This is a genomic window from Pseudolysinimonas sp. (genome assembly GCF_057350545.1).
In genome coordinates this window covers 20,250-35,838 of record NZ_JBMRCP010000044.1, presented here as the reverse complement: position 1 = coordinate 35,838, position 15,589 = coordinate 20,250, and the positions used below count along the sequence as shown (strand labels likewise).

Genomic DNA, 15,589 nt, shown 5'->3' with positions numbered 1-15,589 from the left:
AGCCTCGACGCATGGGCTTCGACTACGCACTCGTCGCCATCGCCGGCATCGTGCTCATCGTCGCCGCGGCGGCGTTCTCCTCCAGGCTCGGGGTCGCCGCGCCGCTTCTCCTCGTGCTCGTGGGCATCGCCTACAGCTTCATCCCGGGCGTGCCGGTGATCGAGGTGGAGCCCGAGTTCATCCTCATGGGGGTGCTGCCGCTTCTGCTCTACGCGGCCGCCATCCAGCTGCCGGTCGTCGACTTCCGCCGCAACTTCGGGTCGATCTCCGCCCTGTCGGTGCTGCTCGTGATCGGCAGCGCGCTGCTCACCGGGTTCGTGCTCTTCGCGCTGCTGCCCGACCTCGACCTCGCGACGGCGATCGCCCTCGGTGCGGTCATCAGCCCGACCGACGTCGTCGCCGCGACCTCCATCGGGAAGCGACTCGGGCTGCCGCCGCGGCTGCTCGCCATCCTCGAGGGCGAGGGGCTCGTCAACGACGCGACCGCTCTCGTGATGCTGCGCACGGCGATCGCGGCCGCTGCGCTGACCGCCTCGGGCACGTTCGACGTCTGGGCGAGCGTCGGCGACTTCGGCTACGCGGTCGTCGTCGCCGCCGGCATCGGGCTGGTCGTCGGCGTCGTCGCCGTCGTCGTGCGGCGCAAGCTGGATCAGCCGATCCTCGACACGGCGATCTCGTTCGCGGTGCCGTTCATCGCCTACCTCCCCGCCGAGGAGCTGGGCGCGTCGGGCGTGATCGCGGTCGTCGCCGCGGGCATCTACTCGGGCCACCAGAGTGCGAAGTTCAGTCCACAGTCGCGCGTCACCGAGCGGCTCAACTGGCGCACCCTCCAGTTCGTGCTCGAGAACGGCGTCTTCCTGCTCATGGGCGCGCAGCTCGCCGGGATCGTGGCCGAGATCGAGGACGGCGAACTCGCGTGGCATCACGCCGTCGCGCTCGGCGTGCTCGCGGCGCTCATCCTCATGGTGCTGCGATTCGGCTTCGTCTGGCCCCTCCTCCTCGTCGTGCGCCGGGCGGAGCGGCGCCACGCGGACCGCGCCGAGCAGCACCTCGCGGCGGTCGACCGGGTGCGCGCGTTCGACACGACGGGGTCGCCCCGGGCCGAGAGGCGCGTGCGCCTGTTCCTGCGCCGGTCCGAGCAGTACCGCAACGACGTCGTCGCCCTCCGCGCCGACGGGCTGGGCTGGCGCGGCGGCGTCGTGCTCGGCTGGGCCGGGATGCGCGGGGTCGTCACCCTCGCCGCCGCTCAGTCGCTGCCGCGCGAGACGCCCTACTACGAGCAGCTCGTGCTCATCGCGTTCACCGTCGCGATCGTGACCCTCCTCGTGCAGGGTGGGACCCTGCCGCTCGTGATCCGCTGGACCGGCATCCGTGGCTCCGATCACGCCGCCGACCGCCGCGAACTCGCGACCCTCCTCGACGAGATGGAGGCTGCCGGCCTCGCGACCCTCGACGACCCCCGGCTGCCCGACGACGTCGTCGCCGACGAGTCGGTCGTCGAGCGCGTGCGGCAGGACACCTCGCTCGCCGCCGCCGTCGCCTGGGAGAAGGCGGACCACGGCGACGACGAGAGCCTCGCCGACTCCCCGCACCAGCAGTACCGCGAGCTGCGCCGCCAGGTGTTGGATGCCGAGCGCGCCGCCCTCCTGGAGGCCCGCTCCCGTGGCGCCTACCCCTCACGCATCCTCCAGCAGGCGCAGTCCCACTTGGATCTCGAAGAGACCAGGCTTGCCCAGATCGACTCAGGCGGCCGCGACTAGCACGCGCCGAGAGCGAGGTGGTGGGGAGGCCCGTTCGCGAGTCAATCGGGGTAGGGGTCCCCGCTCTTGACTCGCGAACGCCCCCCCCCGCCACCGACACCCGAGTTCGTAAGCTGAGAAACATGCCCCGCTCCAACAGACGCCGCGAGGAGGTCGAACCGCTCGACCTCGAGAAGGCCCTGCGCGGGCGCCTGCGCACGGAGGTGCGGCGGGACGGAACGTGGAACGTGCAGCCGCAGGCGGCGTCGAGTGCCGCGAAGGTGTACACGTGCCCCGGGTGCGGGCTCGAGATCTCGGTGGGCGTCGCGCATCTCGTGGCGTGGCGGGCCGACGGCATCATGGGCGAGGCGAACGACCTCGCCGCCCGTCGGCACTGGCATTCGCAGTGCTGGAGGATCGGAGCGTGACGATCGACATCCGGGCCGGCGTCGAGCTGCCCGCACGCCGCGAGGACATCGAGCTGCACACGGAGGACGGGCTGACCCTCGTCGGCGAGTTGGCGTTGCCGCTCGAGCGCGATCCCGTGGCGACCCTCGTGTTCCTGCATCCGCTCCCGACCCACGGCGGCTTCATGGACTCCCACGTCATCCGCAAGGCGGCGAACCGGCTGCCGGCGCTCGCCGACCTCGCGGTGCTGCGGTTCAACTTCCGCGGCGTGACGTCGCCGCGCGGCACGAGCGAGGGCTCCTTCGGTGACGGGATCGACGAGCGTCTCGACCTCGCCGCGGCGATGACCTTCGTCGCGGAGCGCGGCCTGCCGAATCCGTGGCTCGTCGGCTGGTCGTTCGGTACCGAGGTCGCACTCAAGCATGGACTGCCTTTCCCGATCTCGGGCGTCATCCTGCTCTCGCCGCCGCTCCGCCGTACGACGCCTGAGGAGCTCGCCCCGTGGGCGGAGCGCGACGTGCCCGTCGTCGCACTCGTGCCCGAGCTCGACGACTTCTTGAAGCCGGATGAGGCGCGCGAGAAGTTCGCCGTGCTTCCCGACGTCGACCTGGTCGCGGTCGAGGGTGCCAAGCACCTCTGGGTCGGCGAGACGTACACGACGCGCGTGTTGAGCGAGATCGTGGGGCGCGTGAACCCGTCCGCGCTGCCGCTCCCCGCGACCTGGGGATGAGCGCGGAGATTCTTCCGCACACGATGTCGATCGAGCGCGTCGCCGTTCGACGTCCTGAGTAGAGAGCTCATCCGGAGCTCGCGAACCGAGGAGAACGACAATGCCGAAGTACATGCTCATCATGCGTCCGACCGCCGAGGCGGAGCTCTGGGCGAACGACATCCCGTTCGAGGACATCATCAACCAGGTCGGCGCCTTCAACGAGCAGCTCGTCAACGCGGGCGTGCTCGTCGCCGGTGAGGGGCTCGCCCCGAACGACAGCGTCGTGATCGACCACACGGGCGAGAAGCCGATCGTCACCGACGGCCCCTACGGCGAGGTGCACGAGCTGTTCAACGGCTTCTACATCCTCGAGGTGTCGAGCCGTGAGGAGGCCGTCGAGTGGGCGCTCAAGATGCCGCTCACGCGTGGCTCGAAGACCGAGATCCGCCGGGTCACCGACGACTCCGACTTCGAGTCGTTCCAGGACAACGAGTTCATCCAGAAGGAGAAGGGCTGGCGCGAGCAGGGGTCGATGTGACCGACGTCTCCCGGCGGCTCGACGCCATCTGGCGCATCGAGGGGGCGAGGGTCGTCGCGACCCTCGCCCGCCTGACGGGCGACCTCGGACTCGCCGAGGATCTCGCCCACGACGCCGTCGCCGACGCCCTCACGCAATGGGCCGACGAGGGCGTCCCCGACAATCCCGCCGCGTGGCTCACGGCGGTGGCGAAGCGGAAGGCGATCGATGGATGGCGCCGCCGGGAGCGGCGCGACGAGCGCTACCGCGCCCTCGCCCGAGACCTCGACGAGGCCGCGGAGGAGGAGTGGGAGCCGATCCCCGACGACCTGCTGCGCCTCGTGTTCACGGCCTGCCATCCGGTGCTGTCGCGCGAAGCGCAGGTCGCGCTGACGCTGCGCGTGGTCGCGGGTCTCACGACGGAGGAGATCGCGCGCATGTTCCTCGTGCCGGTCGCCACGGTGCAGCAGCGCATCGTGCGGGCGAAGAAGACCCTCGCGGCGGCGCACGTGCCGTTCGAGGTGCCCGACCCGTCGGAGTGGCCGGCGCGGCTCGGCGCGGTGCTCGGCGTGGTCTACCTGGTCTTCACCGAGGGCTACAGCGCGACGTCGGGGGAGCGGTGGGTGAGGCGTGACCTCGCGGCGGAGGCGCTGCGCCTCGGGCGGGTGATCGCCGAACTCGTGCCGCGCGAACCGGAGGTGCACGGACTCGTCGCCCTCATGGAGTTCCAGTCGTCGCGGTTCGGCGCCCGCGAGACGCCCGACGGAAGCCCGGTCCTGCTCGCCGACCAGGACCGCACGCGCTGGGACCGGAGGCAGATCGCGCGTGGCGTCTCGGCGCTCGCGCGTGGCGACGCTCTCGGTCGTGGCCGGGGCAACTACGCGCTGCAGGCCTCCATCGCGCGCTGTCACGCCGTCGCGCCGAACGTCGAGGCGACCGACTGGGACGAGATCGTCGTGCTCTACGAGGCTCTCGGTCGGCTCGCCCCGAACCCCGTCGTCGAACTCAACCGTGCCGTCGCCGTCTCGATGGCGACGGGGCCCGCGAACGCGCTGCGCATCGTCGACCGGCTCGCGGCCGCCGACGAGCTGCGCGGCTCGCATCTGCTGCCGAGCGTGCGCGGTGAACTGCTCGCCCGACTCGGCCGCACCGAGGAGGCACGTGCCGACCTGCTGGAGGCGGCATCCCTCACCGCCAACGACCGCGAGGCTGCCGTGCTGCGGGCCAAGGCGGAGGCGCTGTGACTCGCTCGCGGGGGTCGGCGGCCGGCGAGCGTGCGCGAGGCAAGAACGGGGACCCCTACCCCGATTGCCTCCCACACGCCCGCCGCCCGCCTCCGCGGTCTCGGCGTGCTACTAGAGCTCGTTCTGCCGGGGGATGATGACCTGCTTCACGATGAGCAGGATCGCCGCCGCGACGGGGATCGCGACGAGGGCGCCGAGGATGCCGAGCAGCGTTCCGCCGGAGAGCGCCGCGACCACGACGACGACGCCCGGCACCTTCACGGCCCGGTTCATCACGTTCGGGCTGATCAGGTACGCCTCGAGCTGCATGTAGACGAGGTAGTAGATGCCGACGATGAGCACCGCCGGGAAGCCGTCGAACGCCCACACCGCGAGGGTGATGACGATCGTGCCCGTGATCGTTCCGACGAGGGGGACGAGCGAGAACAGGCCGGCGAGGAAGGCGAGGAGGGCGGCGTACTCGATGGGGTCGCCGAGGATCCAGCCGAGCACCGTGAGGAAGATGATCGACAGGATGCCGTTGATGAGCCCCATCGACACCTGCCCGACGACGAAGCGTCCGACCGAGTCCATGATCTGCTCGGCGATGTCGATGAACTTCTCGCGCTTGGTCGCGGGGACGAGCTGGTAGAGGCCGCGCTTGATGCTCGCGAGCGAACCGACGAAGTAGAGCATCAGGATGAGCACGATCACCACGCCGAACGCGCCGGCGGCGATGCCCAGCACCGTTCCGAGAACCCCGCCGGTGATGCCCTCGAAGTTGTCCTCGAGGAACGAGGTCACGTTGTCGAGCGCCGTCTGGTAGGGCAGCCAGGGGAACGAGGCATCCCACCACGTCTCGACCTGCCCGCTCAGGACGGCGTCGATGACCCCGGGGGCCTGTTCGATGAGGTTGCCGACCTGTTCGACGATGACCGGCACGACGGCGAAGATGAAGGCCGCGACGATCCCGAGGATGCCGATGAGCACCGTGAGGATCGCGACCGGTCGCTTCCAGCCGTGCTTCTCGAGCCACGACACGAGCGGGTCGATGCCGAGGGCGAGGAACAGCGCCGCGCCGACGTAGGTGAGCACGGTCGCGAGCGACCCGACCGCCGCTCCGAGGGCGACGGCGACGATGACGCCGAGGCCGCCGAACAGGCCGAGCCGGAACGGGTTCTGGATCTTCACGAGGTCAGGTTATCCGCCCCGTGCGTCGCCGGATGTCAGCCGGCGTGCTCGCGCTCGCGCGTGTCTTCGTCGACATCGCCGTCGGGGGTCTCGACGACCGCGACCTCGGGCGTCTCGGGCTCGTCGGGCACGCCCGCCGGGAACCCGTGGTCGGTCGCGGCCTTCTCGGCCGAGGCGAGCACGCCGCGCAGGCTCTGGATGTAGCCGGCGACCGACTCGCGTTCGAGACGGATCTGCACGAGACGCTCCTCCGCGTCGCCGAGCAGCTTCGCCGCCCGCTCCTCGGCGTCGGCGACGAGGGCCTTCGCCTTCGCCGTCGACTCGTCGGTGACGGTCGCCGCGTTCTTCTTCGCCTCGTCGAGCAGCGCCTTCGCCTCGGCCTTGCTCGTGGTCGCGGGGCGCTGCGCCTCGGCACGCTGCTCGGCCGCCGAGGCGGTCGCCGCGGCGAGCTGAGCCTGGGCTTCGTCGAGGTACTTCTGGGTGACGGCCGCGGCCTCCTGGTGCTTGAGGACGTACTCCTTCTCGGCCTCGTCGCGGCGGGCGGTGAGCTCGACATCGAGGTCGGCGCGGGCCTGCTCGGCGGTGGCCAGCAGCTTCGCCTGCAGGCCATCCGTGTCGTGTTGGATGCGCGCGCGGGTCGTCTCGACCTCTTGCGCCAGCTCGGCGCGCTGCTTCGCGAGCTCACGCGCCAGGTCGGTGCGCTGCTTCTCCAGCTCGGAGGCGAGCTCGGCGCGCGCCTGCGCGATCTCGTTCTCCGACTCCGAGCGCGCGTGGGCGAGCTCGGCGGCGAGGGACTCGCGTGCGCCGGTGGACTCGGCCTCCCACGCCTCGCGGGCACCGGTGATCTCGGCCTCGAGTGCGGCCTTGCCGTTCGTGATCTCGGCCTCGAGCGCCGCCTTGCCGCTCGAGATCTCCGCTTCGAGCGCGGCCCGGCGGGTCGTGATCTCGGCTTCGAGCTCGCCGCGGGTGCGGGCTGCTTCGGCAGCGAGCTCCGACTTCTGCTTCTTCGTCGACGCGTCGAGTTCGGCGCGGGCACGCTGGGTGTCGGCGTCGAGCGCCTCGTTCGCGGCTTTCGTGTCGTTCTCGAGGGCGATGCGGGCATCCGCCGTGTCGCGTTCGAGGTTGGTGCGCGCCTCCTCGAGCTCGCGCTCCAGGTCGCTCCGCAGGCGGGCGCTCTCGGCCTCGAACTCGGCGCGCGTGCGCTCCGTCTCGCGAGCGAGCGCCGACGCGGCTTCGCGGGCGTCGGACACCTCGCGCTGCGCGGCCGTGCGCAGCTCGGCGAGCTCGTGCTCGACCTCGGCGCGTTGCGCGGCGATCTCGCGCTTGCCCGCGGCGCGCGACTCGGCCACCTCGGTCGCGGCGGCACCGCGGATGGCGGCGGCTTCGCGGAGGGCGTCCTGCGTGACGGTCTCGGCTTCGGCGCGCGCCCCGGCGACGATCGAGGCGGCGTCGTCCTGGGCATCCCGGATCGTGCGCTCGACCTCGGCGCGCGCCTGCGTGACGAGATTCTCGGCGTGGGCGGCGGCCTCCGCGCGGAGGGAGTCGACCTCCTGCTGCACGGCCTGGCGCATGCGCTCCGCGTCGATGTCGGCCTGGCTGATGAGGCGCGTCGACTGCTCTTCGGCGATGCGCAGCGTGTTCTCGAGCTTGGTGCCGAGGCCGGAGTAGGTGGGGCTGCCGACCTCGTCGAGCTCGGCCTGCAGGTCTTCGCCGACCGCCTGGAGACGTTTGATCTCCTTGGCCTGATCGTTCTTCTCGGCGTTGGCCCGCATGAGGTCACGGCGCAGCTCGCTGACGACCGAGTCGACCTCGTCCTTCTTGTAGCCCCGCAGTTCGGTGCTGAATCCCGTGTCCTCGGACGCCACAGTGAGCTCCCCGTTCGATGAATCTGGATGTCGGTGATGGAGGCCGTCCCGACCACGCGGAACCCTCCGAGTGTAACGACCCGGGGGGCTCGCGGGACCGGGGGATGTCCCCGTGGGACAGGCCCGGGCCGGGCTCGGGTCCAGCCTGCTCCCAGGCACCGCCCAGGTGCCCCGGTACTCTGGAATGTCATTTGCCCTTACCCGCCGGGAGGTACCCACCCGTGCGATTCGTTGTCGCGATCGTCGCCTTCGTCCTCGCCGCCGCCGCCATCGGACTCGGCGTCGCTCAGCGCACCGTGCTCGCCGGACCGGCGTCGGTCTCCTCGTCCGTCGTCACCGGAGCCGCGCCGCTGACCGTCATCGACGCGTCGACGCTCAACGCGAATGCGGGCACCCAGAGCATCGAGGTCGGGGGCGAAGGCGACCTCGTGCTCGCCTACGGCCGCACGGCCGACGTGATGGCGTGGGTCGGCGACGCCGGCTACAACGAGATCGGCTGGGATGCCGAGGTGGGCGAGTTGACGAACCGCGTCGTGCAGGGCACCGAGCCCGCCGAGGAGGTGCCGTCTCCCGTCGGGTCGGACCTCTGGCTCCGCGAGTTCACCGGCACCGATGTGCTGACCCGCAAGATCAACGCGCCCGAGGGCATCTCCGTCATCATCGCGGCGGTGCCGGGCGTCGGCACGGCGGAGGACGCTGCGGCGGCCGACGGGGAGGCTACCGACGGGGAAGCGACCGACGAGACCACGGAGGGCGCCGCCGACGCCACCGCACCTCTCACGATCGACAACACCTGGCCGCTCGACAACTCCGCGCCCTTCTCGGGTCCGCTCATCGTCGGGGGCATCGCGATCCTGCTCGTCGGTCTCGGCGCCTTCCTCTGGGCTCTCGTGCACGCGCGTGGGCGCCGCGGCCCGCGCCGCTCGACGCCGCGCCTTCCGCGTCGGCCCAAGCCGCCGCGGCTCAAGCCGTCGAAGGGTGACAAGGTGGCGACCGGCCAGATCCCCGTGCTGGAGCCCGCGCGACCGCGCTCGGGCGGACGTCGTCGTGCCTTCGTCGCCGTCGGCACGGCACTCGCCCTCGTGCTCACCGGATGCACGGTCGCGACCGACCTCGTCGACCCGTCCGCGAGCGCGACCCCCGGCTTCGAGACTCCGCCCGTCGTCGTGACGAAGGGCCAGTTCGGCTCCATCCTCGTCGACGCCGCGGACGCCGTCGCGGATGCCGACGCTGCCGCCGACGCGACTCTCGCCGCCGAGCGGCTCACGGGCGCCGCGCTCGAGTTGCGCACCGCGAACTACGCCATCCGTGCGGCTGACTCCTCGGTCGCTGCGCTCGCGCCGATCCCCGACCAGGATGTCGAGATCGTGCTGCCTCAACAGTCCGAGGTGTGGCCGCGGTCGGTGTTCGCTGTCGCCAGGTCGGAGGGCAGCGCCCCCCTCGGCCTCGTGCTCACGCAGGAGACGCCGCGCGACAACTACAAGATCGCGTACGCGGTGACGCTCATCGCCACGGTTCCCGACGTCGCCCCGACCGAGATCGGCGCCGCCGTGCTGCCGCCCGGCAACAACCTGGCCCTGCTCGCGCCGGAGGATGTGGCGGCGGCGTACGGCGACATCCTGATCAACGGCGAGGAGAGCGAGACCTTCGACCTCTTCGAGGCCGACGGCGACAGCCTCCGCGAGCAGATCGGTGCCGAGTTCAAGGCGGCACGCCGGGCCGAGCTCCCGCCGAGCGCCACGATGGACCTCTCCAACGGTCCGGGCGACGCACCCGTGTCGGCGTTCAGCACGAACGACTCGGGTCAGATCGTGGCGGTCAACCTCGACGACGTCGAGACGGTGACCCCGGTCGAGGCCGGTGCCGCCGTGAACGCGCGAGGCCAGGTCAAGGCGCTTCTCGGTAAGGAGCAGTCGACGCGCGGCGTCGTCGCCACGTATGGGCTCCAGCTGCTGTTCTACGTGCCGCCGGTGGCCGACACGGACGGCAAGATCGTGCTCCTCGGCTACGCGCAGGGTCTCGTCTCCGCCGTCGAGGTCGGCTGACGCCGCCGCGGGATGCCAAGCTGGATCCGATGAGCACCCCCGGACCCAACCTGCGCGGAGCCGTCGACCTCTCCGGTCTCGTACGGCGCGCGAACACCCCAGCCCCCGCGCCCGGCGCCGACGGAGCGGCGGATGCCGCCCCGAGCGGCGTCGTCGTCGAGGTCACCGACGCGACGTTCCCCCAGATCGTCGAGCTCTCTGCGAGCGTGCCCGTCGTCGTGGAGCTGTACGCGGCGGGCATCGCGCCGGCGCTCGGCCCCGTCGTCGAGTCGTACGGCGGGCGCCTCGTGCTGGCGACGGTCGATGCGCAGGCGAACCCGGGCGTCGCGGAGGCGTTCCAGGTGCGCGAGGTGCCGGCGAGCTTCGCGATCCTCGGCGGGCGGCCCGTGCCGCTGTTCGCGGGGACCCCCGACGACGCGCAGCTGCGGCAGGTGTTCGACCAGTTGCTGCAGCTCGCTCAGCAGAACGGCATCACCGGGTCCGTCGACCCGGGTCCGGAGGCACCCGCGGCCGACGACGCGGAGCCGGTCGAGGAGCCGCTGCCCCCGCTTCACCAGGAGGCGTTCGACGCCATCTCGGCGGGCGACTACGCGACCGCCGTCGACGCCTACCGGCGCGCGATCACCGCCAACCCGCGCGACACGCTCGCCGTCGCCGGACTCGCGCAGGCATCCCTGCTCCAGCGTCTCGACGGCGCCGTCGCCGACGACGTGCGCAAGGCCGCGGCGGATGCCCCCGCCTCGGCCGCCGCCCAGCTCGCTGTCGCCGACCTCGACGTGAGCGGCGGCCACCTCGACGACGCCTTCGCGCGCCTGCTCGACCTCTTCCCGTCGCTCGACGGCGACGCGCGCGACGCCGTGCGCGCCCGACTGCTCGAGTACTTCGAGATCGCCGGCGCCGACGATCCCCGCGTCGTCGCCGCCCGCCGGCGTCTCACCCTGCTGCTGTACTGACGGCGGGCGATCACCCTCCGTAGAGAGGCGAGCGGGATTCCGGATGAATGCGCGCTACGACTTCCTCGAACAGCAGGGTCGGCTGCCGTTCGCCGCTCTCCCCGACTGGCTTCGACGCCTGACGGTCGCGCTCACGGTGCCCGCCACCCTCCTTCTCGTGGCGGCGGTCGTGATCGCCTCGATCGGAGGAACCGTCGGCTTCGATGCCTGGTTTGCGTGGATTCCGGCGATCCTCGGCGGGTCGACGCTCGTGGCGAGCGTCCTGATCCTCGAAGGCTGGCAGTACGTCCGCCAGCTGGACCTGATCGCGCAGGAGGGGCCGATCGAGCTGCCCCCGCTCAGCGACGTGCCCGAACGCGCGCGGATGCGCGCGTCTCAGGCCCGCGCCGTCGCCCGGCGGGTCGAGGCTCAGCGCGCGGCGCGCAACCACACGGCCGCGAGCGGCGGCAAGGTGAGCTCCACCGAGGCGGGCTTGCCACCCCAGGGCTCCTCCGAGGCGACGACCGAGCCGTAGTTGCCCACCCCCGAGCCGCCGTACTCGGTGGCGTCGGTGTTGAGCACCTCGTCCCACGTGCCCGCGGACGGCAGCGGGATGCGGTACGGACCGACCGTGTTGCCGCCGAAATTGACGGCGCAGACCATGGCTTCACCGGAGCGCGACCAGCGCGTGAAGACGAGCACGTTGGCGCCCGGGTCGTTGGCGAGCAGCTCGAAACCGGCGGGGGCGTGGTCCTGCTCCCACAGCGCGGGGTTCTCGCGATAGACGCGGTTGAGCGACGAGACGAGCCGCGAGAGCCCTTGATGCGCGGGCTGGTCGAGGATCCACCAGTCGAGGCCGCGCTGCTCGCTCCACTCGGAAGGCTGGCCGAACTCGGAACCCATGAAGAGCAGCTGCTTGCCGGGGTGCGCCCACATGAACGCCAGGAACACCCGCATGTTCGCGAGCTTCTGCCACTGGTCGCCGGGCATCTTGCCGAGCAGCGAGCCTTTGCCGTGCACGACCTCGTCGTGCGAGATCGGCAGCAGGAAGTTCTCGCTCCACGCGTAGACGAACGAGAAGGTGATCTTGCCGTGGTGGTGCGAGCGCCACATCGGGTCTTCGTGCACGTACTCGAGCGAGTCATGCATCCAACCCATGTTCCACTTCAGCCCGAAGCCGAGTCCGCCGCCGTCCGATGTGCGGCCGGTGACGCCGGGCCACGAGGTCGACTCCTCGGCGATCATCACGACGCCCGGGTTGCGCTTGTAGGCGGTCGCGTTGACCTCCTGGAGGAATGAGATCGCCTGGAGGTTCTCGCGGCCGCCGTGCTCGTTGGGCAGCCACTCGCCGTCTTTACGGGAGTAGTCGAGGTAGAGCATCGAGGCGACGGCATCCACCCGCAGCCCGTCGACGTGGAACTCCTCGAGCCAGTAGAGCGCGTTGGCGACGAGGAAGTTGCGTACCTGCGAGTGACCGAAGTCGAAGACCAGGGTGCCCCAGTCGGGCTGCTCGCCGCGCCGCGGGTCGGAGTGCTCGTAGAGCGGCTGCCCGTCGAAGTTGGCGAGTGCCCACTCGTCTTTCGGGAAGTGCGCGGGCACCCAGTCGACGATGACGCCGATGCCGGCCTGGTGCAGGCGGTCGACGAGGAACTTGAAGTCGTCGGGATGCCCGAAGCGGCTGGTCGGGGCGTAGTACCCGGTCACCTGGTAGCCCCAGGACGGACCGTACGGATGCTCGGCGACAGGGAGGAACTCGACGTGCGTGAAGCCGAGCTCGTGGACGTACTCGATGAGTTGGTCGGCGAGTTCGCGATACGAGAGTCCGGGTCGCCACGAGCCGAGGTGCAGCTCGTAGATGCTCATCGCGGAGTCGTGCGGGTCGTGGGCGGCGCGCTGAGCGAGCCACGTCGAGTCGTGCCACTCGTGGAGCGACTCCACGACACGCGACGCGGTCGCCGGCGGCACCTCGGTGTAGCGCGCCATCGGGTCGGCACGGGTGACCCAGTCGCCGGCCTGGGTGAGCAGCTCGAACTTGTAGGTCGTGCCCGGCTCGAGGCCCGGGATGAAGAGCTCCCAGACGCCGTTGTCGTCGAGGCGGCGCATCGCGTGGCCGACGCCCGACCAGGAGTTGAAGTCGCCGACCACGCGCGCGGCCCGTGCGTGCGGCGCCCAGACCGAGAAGCTCGTGCCGGTGACGTCCTCGTGCGGACGGTGATGCGCGCCGAGCACGTGCCAGAGCTGCTCGTGGCGGCCCTCGCCCCACAGGTAGAGGTCGACCTCGCCGACGCTCGGCACGAAGCGGTAGGGGTCGTCGGCGGTCCACGTGGGGCCGTCGGCGTACGTCGTCTCGAGGTCGTACGCCTGCCCCTCACCGGGGGCGAAACCCTGCCACAGGCCGTCGGCGACGTGCGCGAGCGCGACGCGGGTGGCATCCCGACGGATCGCCGTCACGCCGAGCGCGAGCGGGCGCACCGCGCGGATGACGTGGCCGCCCTCGACGGGATGCTGGCCGAGCCAGTCGTGGGGGCGGGGATGCGCGCCGCCCGCGAGCTCGGCGACGAGGCGCGGGTCGAGTTCGGGGAGCGCCCCCACGGCGGGCGTCTTCTTGCGAGCCGGGCTCATCGCTTCGCTCCCGTCGGGTATTCGACCGAGAGGATGTGCACGGGCTCCGTGAACGCGTCGAGTCGCACGAAGTTCGAGTCGCCCCACGTCCAGCGCTGGCCGGTGACGGCATCCGTCACCTCGAACGCCGCGCCGGGGTCGAGTCCCAGTCTGCTCAGGTCGAGATGCACCGTCGTCTCGCGCACCGAGTGCGGGTCGACGTTCGCGACGACGATGACGCCGTCGGGTCGCCCCTTCGGGCCGAAGCGGGCGGGGAGGAACTTCGAGTAGACGAGCACGGAGTCGTCGTCGCTCCAATGCACGCGCAGGTTGCGCAGCTGCGACAGCGCGGGATGCTCCCGCCGCACGCGGTTGAGCATCGTGAGGTAGGGCGCGAGCGTGCGTCCGGTCTTCTCCGCGAGCGCCCAGTCGCGCGCCTTGTACTCGTACTTCTCGTTGTCGATGTTCTCCTCGCTGCCGGGTCGGGCGACGTCCTCGAACAGCTCGTAGCCCGCGTAGACGCCCCACGACGGGCTCGCCGTCGCCGCAATCGCGGCCCGGATCTTGTACGCCGCCGGCCCGCCGAACTGCAGGTAGGCGGTGAGGATGTCGGGGGTGTTCACGAACAGGTTGGGGTGCAGGTAGTCGGCGGACTCGGTGGCGAGACCGGTGAGGAACTCCTCGAGCTCGGTCTTCGTGTTGCGCCACGTGAAGTACGTGTACGACTGCTGGAACCCCGCCTCGGCGAGCGCGTGGAGCATCGCCGGTCGGGTGAACGCCTCGGCGAGGAACACGACCTCGGGATGCTCGCGAGCGACCTGCCCGAGCAACCACTCCCAGAACCACAGCGGCTTCGTGTGCGGATTGTCGACGCGGAAGATCTTCACGCCCTGCGCGATCCAGTGCTCGACGATGCGCAGCACCTCCGCCGACAGCCCCTCGGGGTCGGTGTCGAAGTCGAGCGGATAGATGTCCTGGTACTTCTTCGGCGGGTTCTCGGCGTAGGCGATCGTGCCGTCGGGCCGGTGGGTGAACCACTCGGGATGCTCGGTCACCCACGGGTGGTCGGGCGAGCACTGCAGGGCGAGGTCGAGCGCGACCTCGAGTCCGTTCTTCTCGGCCTGCGCGACGAAGAAGCGGAAGTCGTCGAGCGTGCCGAGGTCGGGATGGATGGCGTCGTGCCCGCCGTTCGTGCCGTCGCCCATCGGGCCGCCGATCGCCCACGGGCTGCCCGGGTCGTTCGGGGCCGCCTCGGGGGTGTTGTTCGGCCCCTTGCGGAAGGCGACACCGATCGGGTGGATGGGCGGCAGGTAGAGCACGTCGAAGCCCATCGCGGCGACGCCGGGGAGTCGCTTCGCCGCAGTGCGGAAGGTGCCCGAGGTCCAGGTGCCGTTCTTCGCCTGCTTGGCGCCCTCGGAGCGCGGGAAGAACTCGTACCAGGAGCCGACAGCCGCTCGGGCGCGCTCGACGCGCAGCACCTGCTCCTGCGAGGCGGTCTCGAGCGAGAGCAGGGGAGCGGCGGCGATCGCCGTCGCGAGCCGCGGGTCGTGCGCGACCTTGAGGCGCGCGGCGGGGCTGAGCCCGGCGTCCGCGAGCGCCCGTGCGGCGTCGGCGAATACCGTGCCCGTGCCGCGCTTCAGGAGCGCGACGCCCATCGCGAAGACGACCTCGACATCCTGATCGGCGGCGATCTTGACGTCGGCCGTGTGCAGCCACGTCGCCCAATCGTCGGACGCCGCATGCACCGACCAGCGCCACGCGCCGGTCGTGTCGACGAGCACGTCCGCCCGCCAACGGTCGGTGCCGGGGGCCGTCGACGACATCGGGTGGCTCGTCGTCGTACCCGACGGGTCGGTGACGCGCACCTCGACGTGCAGCAGGTCGTGGCCCTCGCGGAACACGGTCGCCTCGAACGGCACGACCTCGCCCACGTAGGCGTTCGCGGCCCAGAGGTTCTCGCTCTGGCGAGGACGGAGATCGCGGATCGGGATGCGGCCGAGCTTCCCCTGGGTGCGCGCGGCCGGGGAGCGGGTGGCGGATTCGGCAGCCATGTCTCGACCGTAGTGCGTCGCCCGAAGGGTTCCGAGGTGGTTGCCGGATGCCGCTCGACGGGCTAAGCCCGGCCCGGACGCGGCCGTCGGAACCCTCCCCGAAAGGGTGACGTGCGGGTGATCCGCGGCTATCCTGGGCGCGGGGTACACACACGCGCTCGAATTCCCGGGGGGCCGTTTTCGGCAGGGTGCGGAACTCCGTTCACGACAACCGACGTCGGAGGGGGCGGACGGATGATGATCGACGATCCACGACGCCTTCGCGTCGGTGACGATCCGGTCGCGGCGGGGGCCGCGATCGGGGC

The 15,589-nt window shown here is 71.2% G+C and carries 12 protein-coding genes; 8 read left to right on the top strand and 4 right to left on the bottom strand.

Annotated elements, in window-relative coordinates:
• Positions 1 to 11 precede the first annotated feature (11 nt).
• The 5 genes from ACO1X9_RS05800 to ACO1X9_RS05780 all read left to right on the top strand — a co-directional run bounded on the left by ACO1X9_RS05800 (position 12) and on the right by ACO1X9_RS05780 (position 4,620).
• A complete protein-coding gene (locus ACO1X9_RS05800; RefSeq protein ID WP_486349882.1) occupies positions 12 to 1,760 on the top strand; it encodes a cation:proton antiporter in 1,749 nt (582 codons plus the stop codon).
• A gap of 122 nt (positions 1,761 to 1,882) precedes the next feature.
• On the top strand, positions 1,883 to 2,167 hold the full coding sequence (locus tag ACO1X9_RS05795; protein ID WP_486349881.1) for a hypothetical protein: 285 nt from the start codon (positions 1,883 to 1,885) through the stop codon (positions 2,165 to 2,167).
• Entirely contained in the window at positions 2,164 to 2,877 is a 714-nt protein-coding gene (locus tag ACO1X9_RS05790) for an alpha/beta hydrolase (RefSeq protein ID WP_486349880.1), read from the top strand. The genes ACO1X9_RS05795 and ACO1X9_RS05790 overlap by 4 nt, the downstream gene beginning before the upstream one ends.
• A 100-nt stretch (positions 2,878 to 2,977) precedes the next feature.
• A complete protein-coding gene (locus ACO1X9_RS05785; RefSeq protein ID WP_486349879.1) occupies positions 2,978 to 3,397 on the top strand; it encodes a YciI family protein in 420 nt (139 codons plus the stop codon).
• Positions 3,394 to 4,620, top strand: coding sequence for an RNA polymerase sigma factor (locus ACO1X9_RS05780; RefSeq protein ID WP_486349878.1), 1,227 nt, complete (start codon positions 3,394 to 3,396; stop codon positions 4,618 to 4,620). The genes ACO1X9_RS05785 and ACO1X9_RS05780 overlap by 4 nt, the downstream gene beginning before the upstream one ends.
• A 111-nt stretch (positions 4,621 to 4,731) precedes the next feature.
• Here ACO1X9_RS05780 and ACO1X9_RS05775 read toward each other — a convergent pair whose 3' ends face one another.
• Both ACO1X9_RS05775 and ACO1X9_RS05770 read right to left on the bottom strand, forming a co-directional pair.
• Positions 4,732 to 5,790 (bottom strand): AI-2E family transporter, encoded by a 1,059-nt coding sequence (locus ACO1X9_RS05775; RefSeq protein ID WP_486349877.1) that lies wholly within the window; start codon positions 5,788 to 5,790, stop codon positions 4,732 to 4,734.
• A 35-nt stretch (positions 5,791 to 5,825) separates the two neighbouring features.
• Positions 5,826 to 7,655 (bottom strand): coiled-coil domain-containing protein, encoded by a 1,830-nt coding sequence (locus tag ACO1X9_RS05770; protein WP_486349876.1) that lies wholly within the window; start codon positions 7,653 to 7,655, stop codon positions 5,826 to 5,828.
• 221 nt (positions 7,656 to 7,876) lie between these two features.
• On the opposite strand from ACO1X9_RS05770, the gene ACO1X9_RS05765 reads away from it, so the two are divergent.
• The 3 genes from ACO1X9_RS05765 to ACO1X9_RS05755 are packed head-to-tail and all read left to right on the top strand — an operon-like array spanning position 7,877 to position 11,167.
• Entirely contained in the window at positions 7,877 to 9,700 is a 1,824-nt protein-coding gene (locus ACO1X9_RS05765; protein ID WP_486349875.1) for a DUF8094 domain-containing protein, read from the top strand.
• Between the two features lie 29 nt (positions 9,701 to 9,729).
• Complete coding sequence (locus ACO1X9_RS05760; RefSeq protein ID WP_486349874.1) at positions 9,730 to 10,653, top strand: tetratricopeptide repeat protein; 924 nt, start codon at positions 9,730 to 9,732, stop codon at positions 10,651 to 10,653.
• Positions 10,654 to 10,696: 43 nt separating this feature from the next.
• A complete protein-coding gene (locus tag ACO1X9_RS05755) occupies positions 10,697 to 11,167 on the top strand; it encodes a hypothetical protein (protein WP_486349873.1) in 471 nt (156 codons plus the stop codon).
• Here the strand turns inward: ACO1X9_RS05755 and glgB are convergent.
• A complete protein-coding gene (glgB, locus tag ACO1X9_RS05750; protein WP_486349872.1) occupies positions 11,062 to 13,254 on the bottom strand; it encodes a 1,4-alpha-glucan branching protein GlgB in 2,193 nt (730 codons plus the stop codon). The two genes, ACO1X9_RS05755 and glgB, sit on opposite strands and share 106 nt — an antisense overlap.
• Positions 13,251 to 15,284, bottom strand: a complete 2,034-nt coding sequence (locus ACO1X9_RS05745; protein WP_486349871.1) for an alpha-1,4-glucan--maltose-1-phosphate maltosyltransferase — start codon at positions 15,282 to 15,284, stop codon at positions 13,251 to 13,253. Before ACO1X9_RS05745 ends, glgB begins: the two co-directional genes overlap by 4 nt.
• Positions 15,285 to 15,589: the final 305 nt, after the last annotated feature.

Coding starts and splice junctions, on each gene's coding strand:
- glgB (WP_486349872.1), bottom strand. CDS start 13,254: ATGAGCCCGGCTCGCAAGAAGACGCCCGCCGTGGGGGCGCTCCCCGAA.
- ACO1X9_RS05745 (WP_486349871.1), bottom strand. CDS start 15,284: ATGGCTGCCGAATCCGCCACCCGCTCCCCGGCCGCGCGCACCCAGGGG.
- ACO1X9_RS05760 (WP_486349874.1), top strand. CDS start 9,730: ATGAGCACCCCCGGACCCAACCTGCGCGGAGCCGTCGACCTCTCCGGT.
- ACO1X9_RS05800 (WP_486349882.1), top strand. CDS start 12: ATGGGCTTCGACTACGCACTCGTCGCCATCGCCGGCATCGTGCTCATC.
- ACO1X9_RS05795 (WP_486349881.1), top strand. CDS start 1,883: ATGCCCCGCTCCAACAGACGCCGCGAGGAGGTCGAACCGCTCGACCTC.
- ACO1X9_RS05785 (WP_486349879.1), top strand. CDS start 2,978: ATGCCGAAGTACATGCTCATCATGCGTCCGACCGCCGAGGCGGAGCTC.
- ACO1X9_RS05755 (WP_486349873.1), top strand. CDS start 10,697: ATGAATGCGCGCTACGACTTCCTCGAACAGCAGGGTCGGCTGCCGTTC.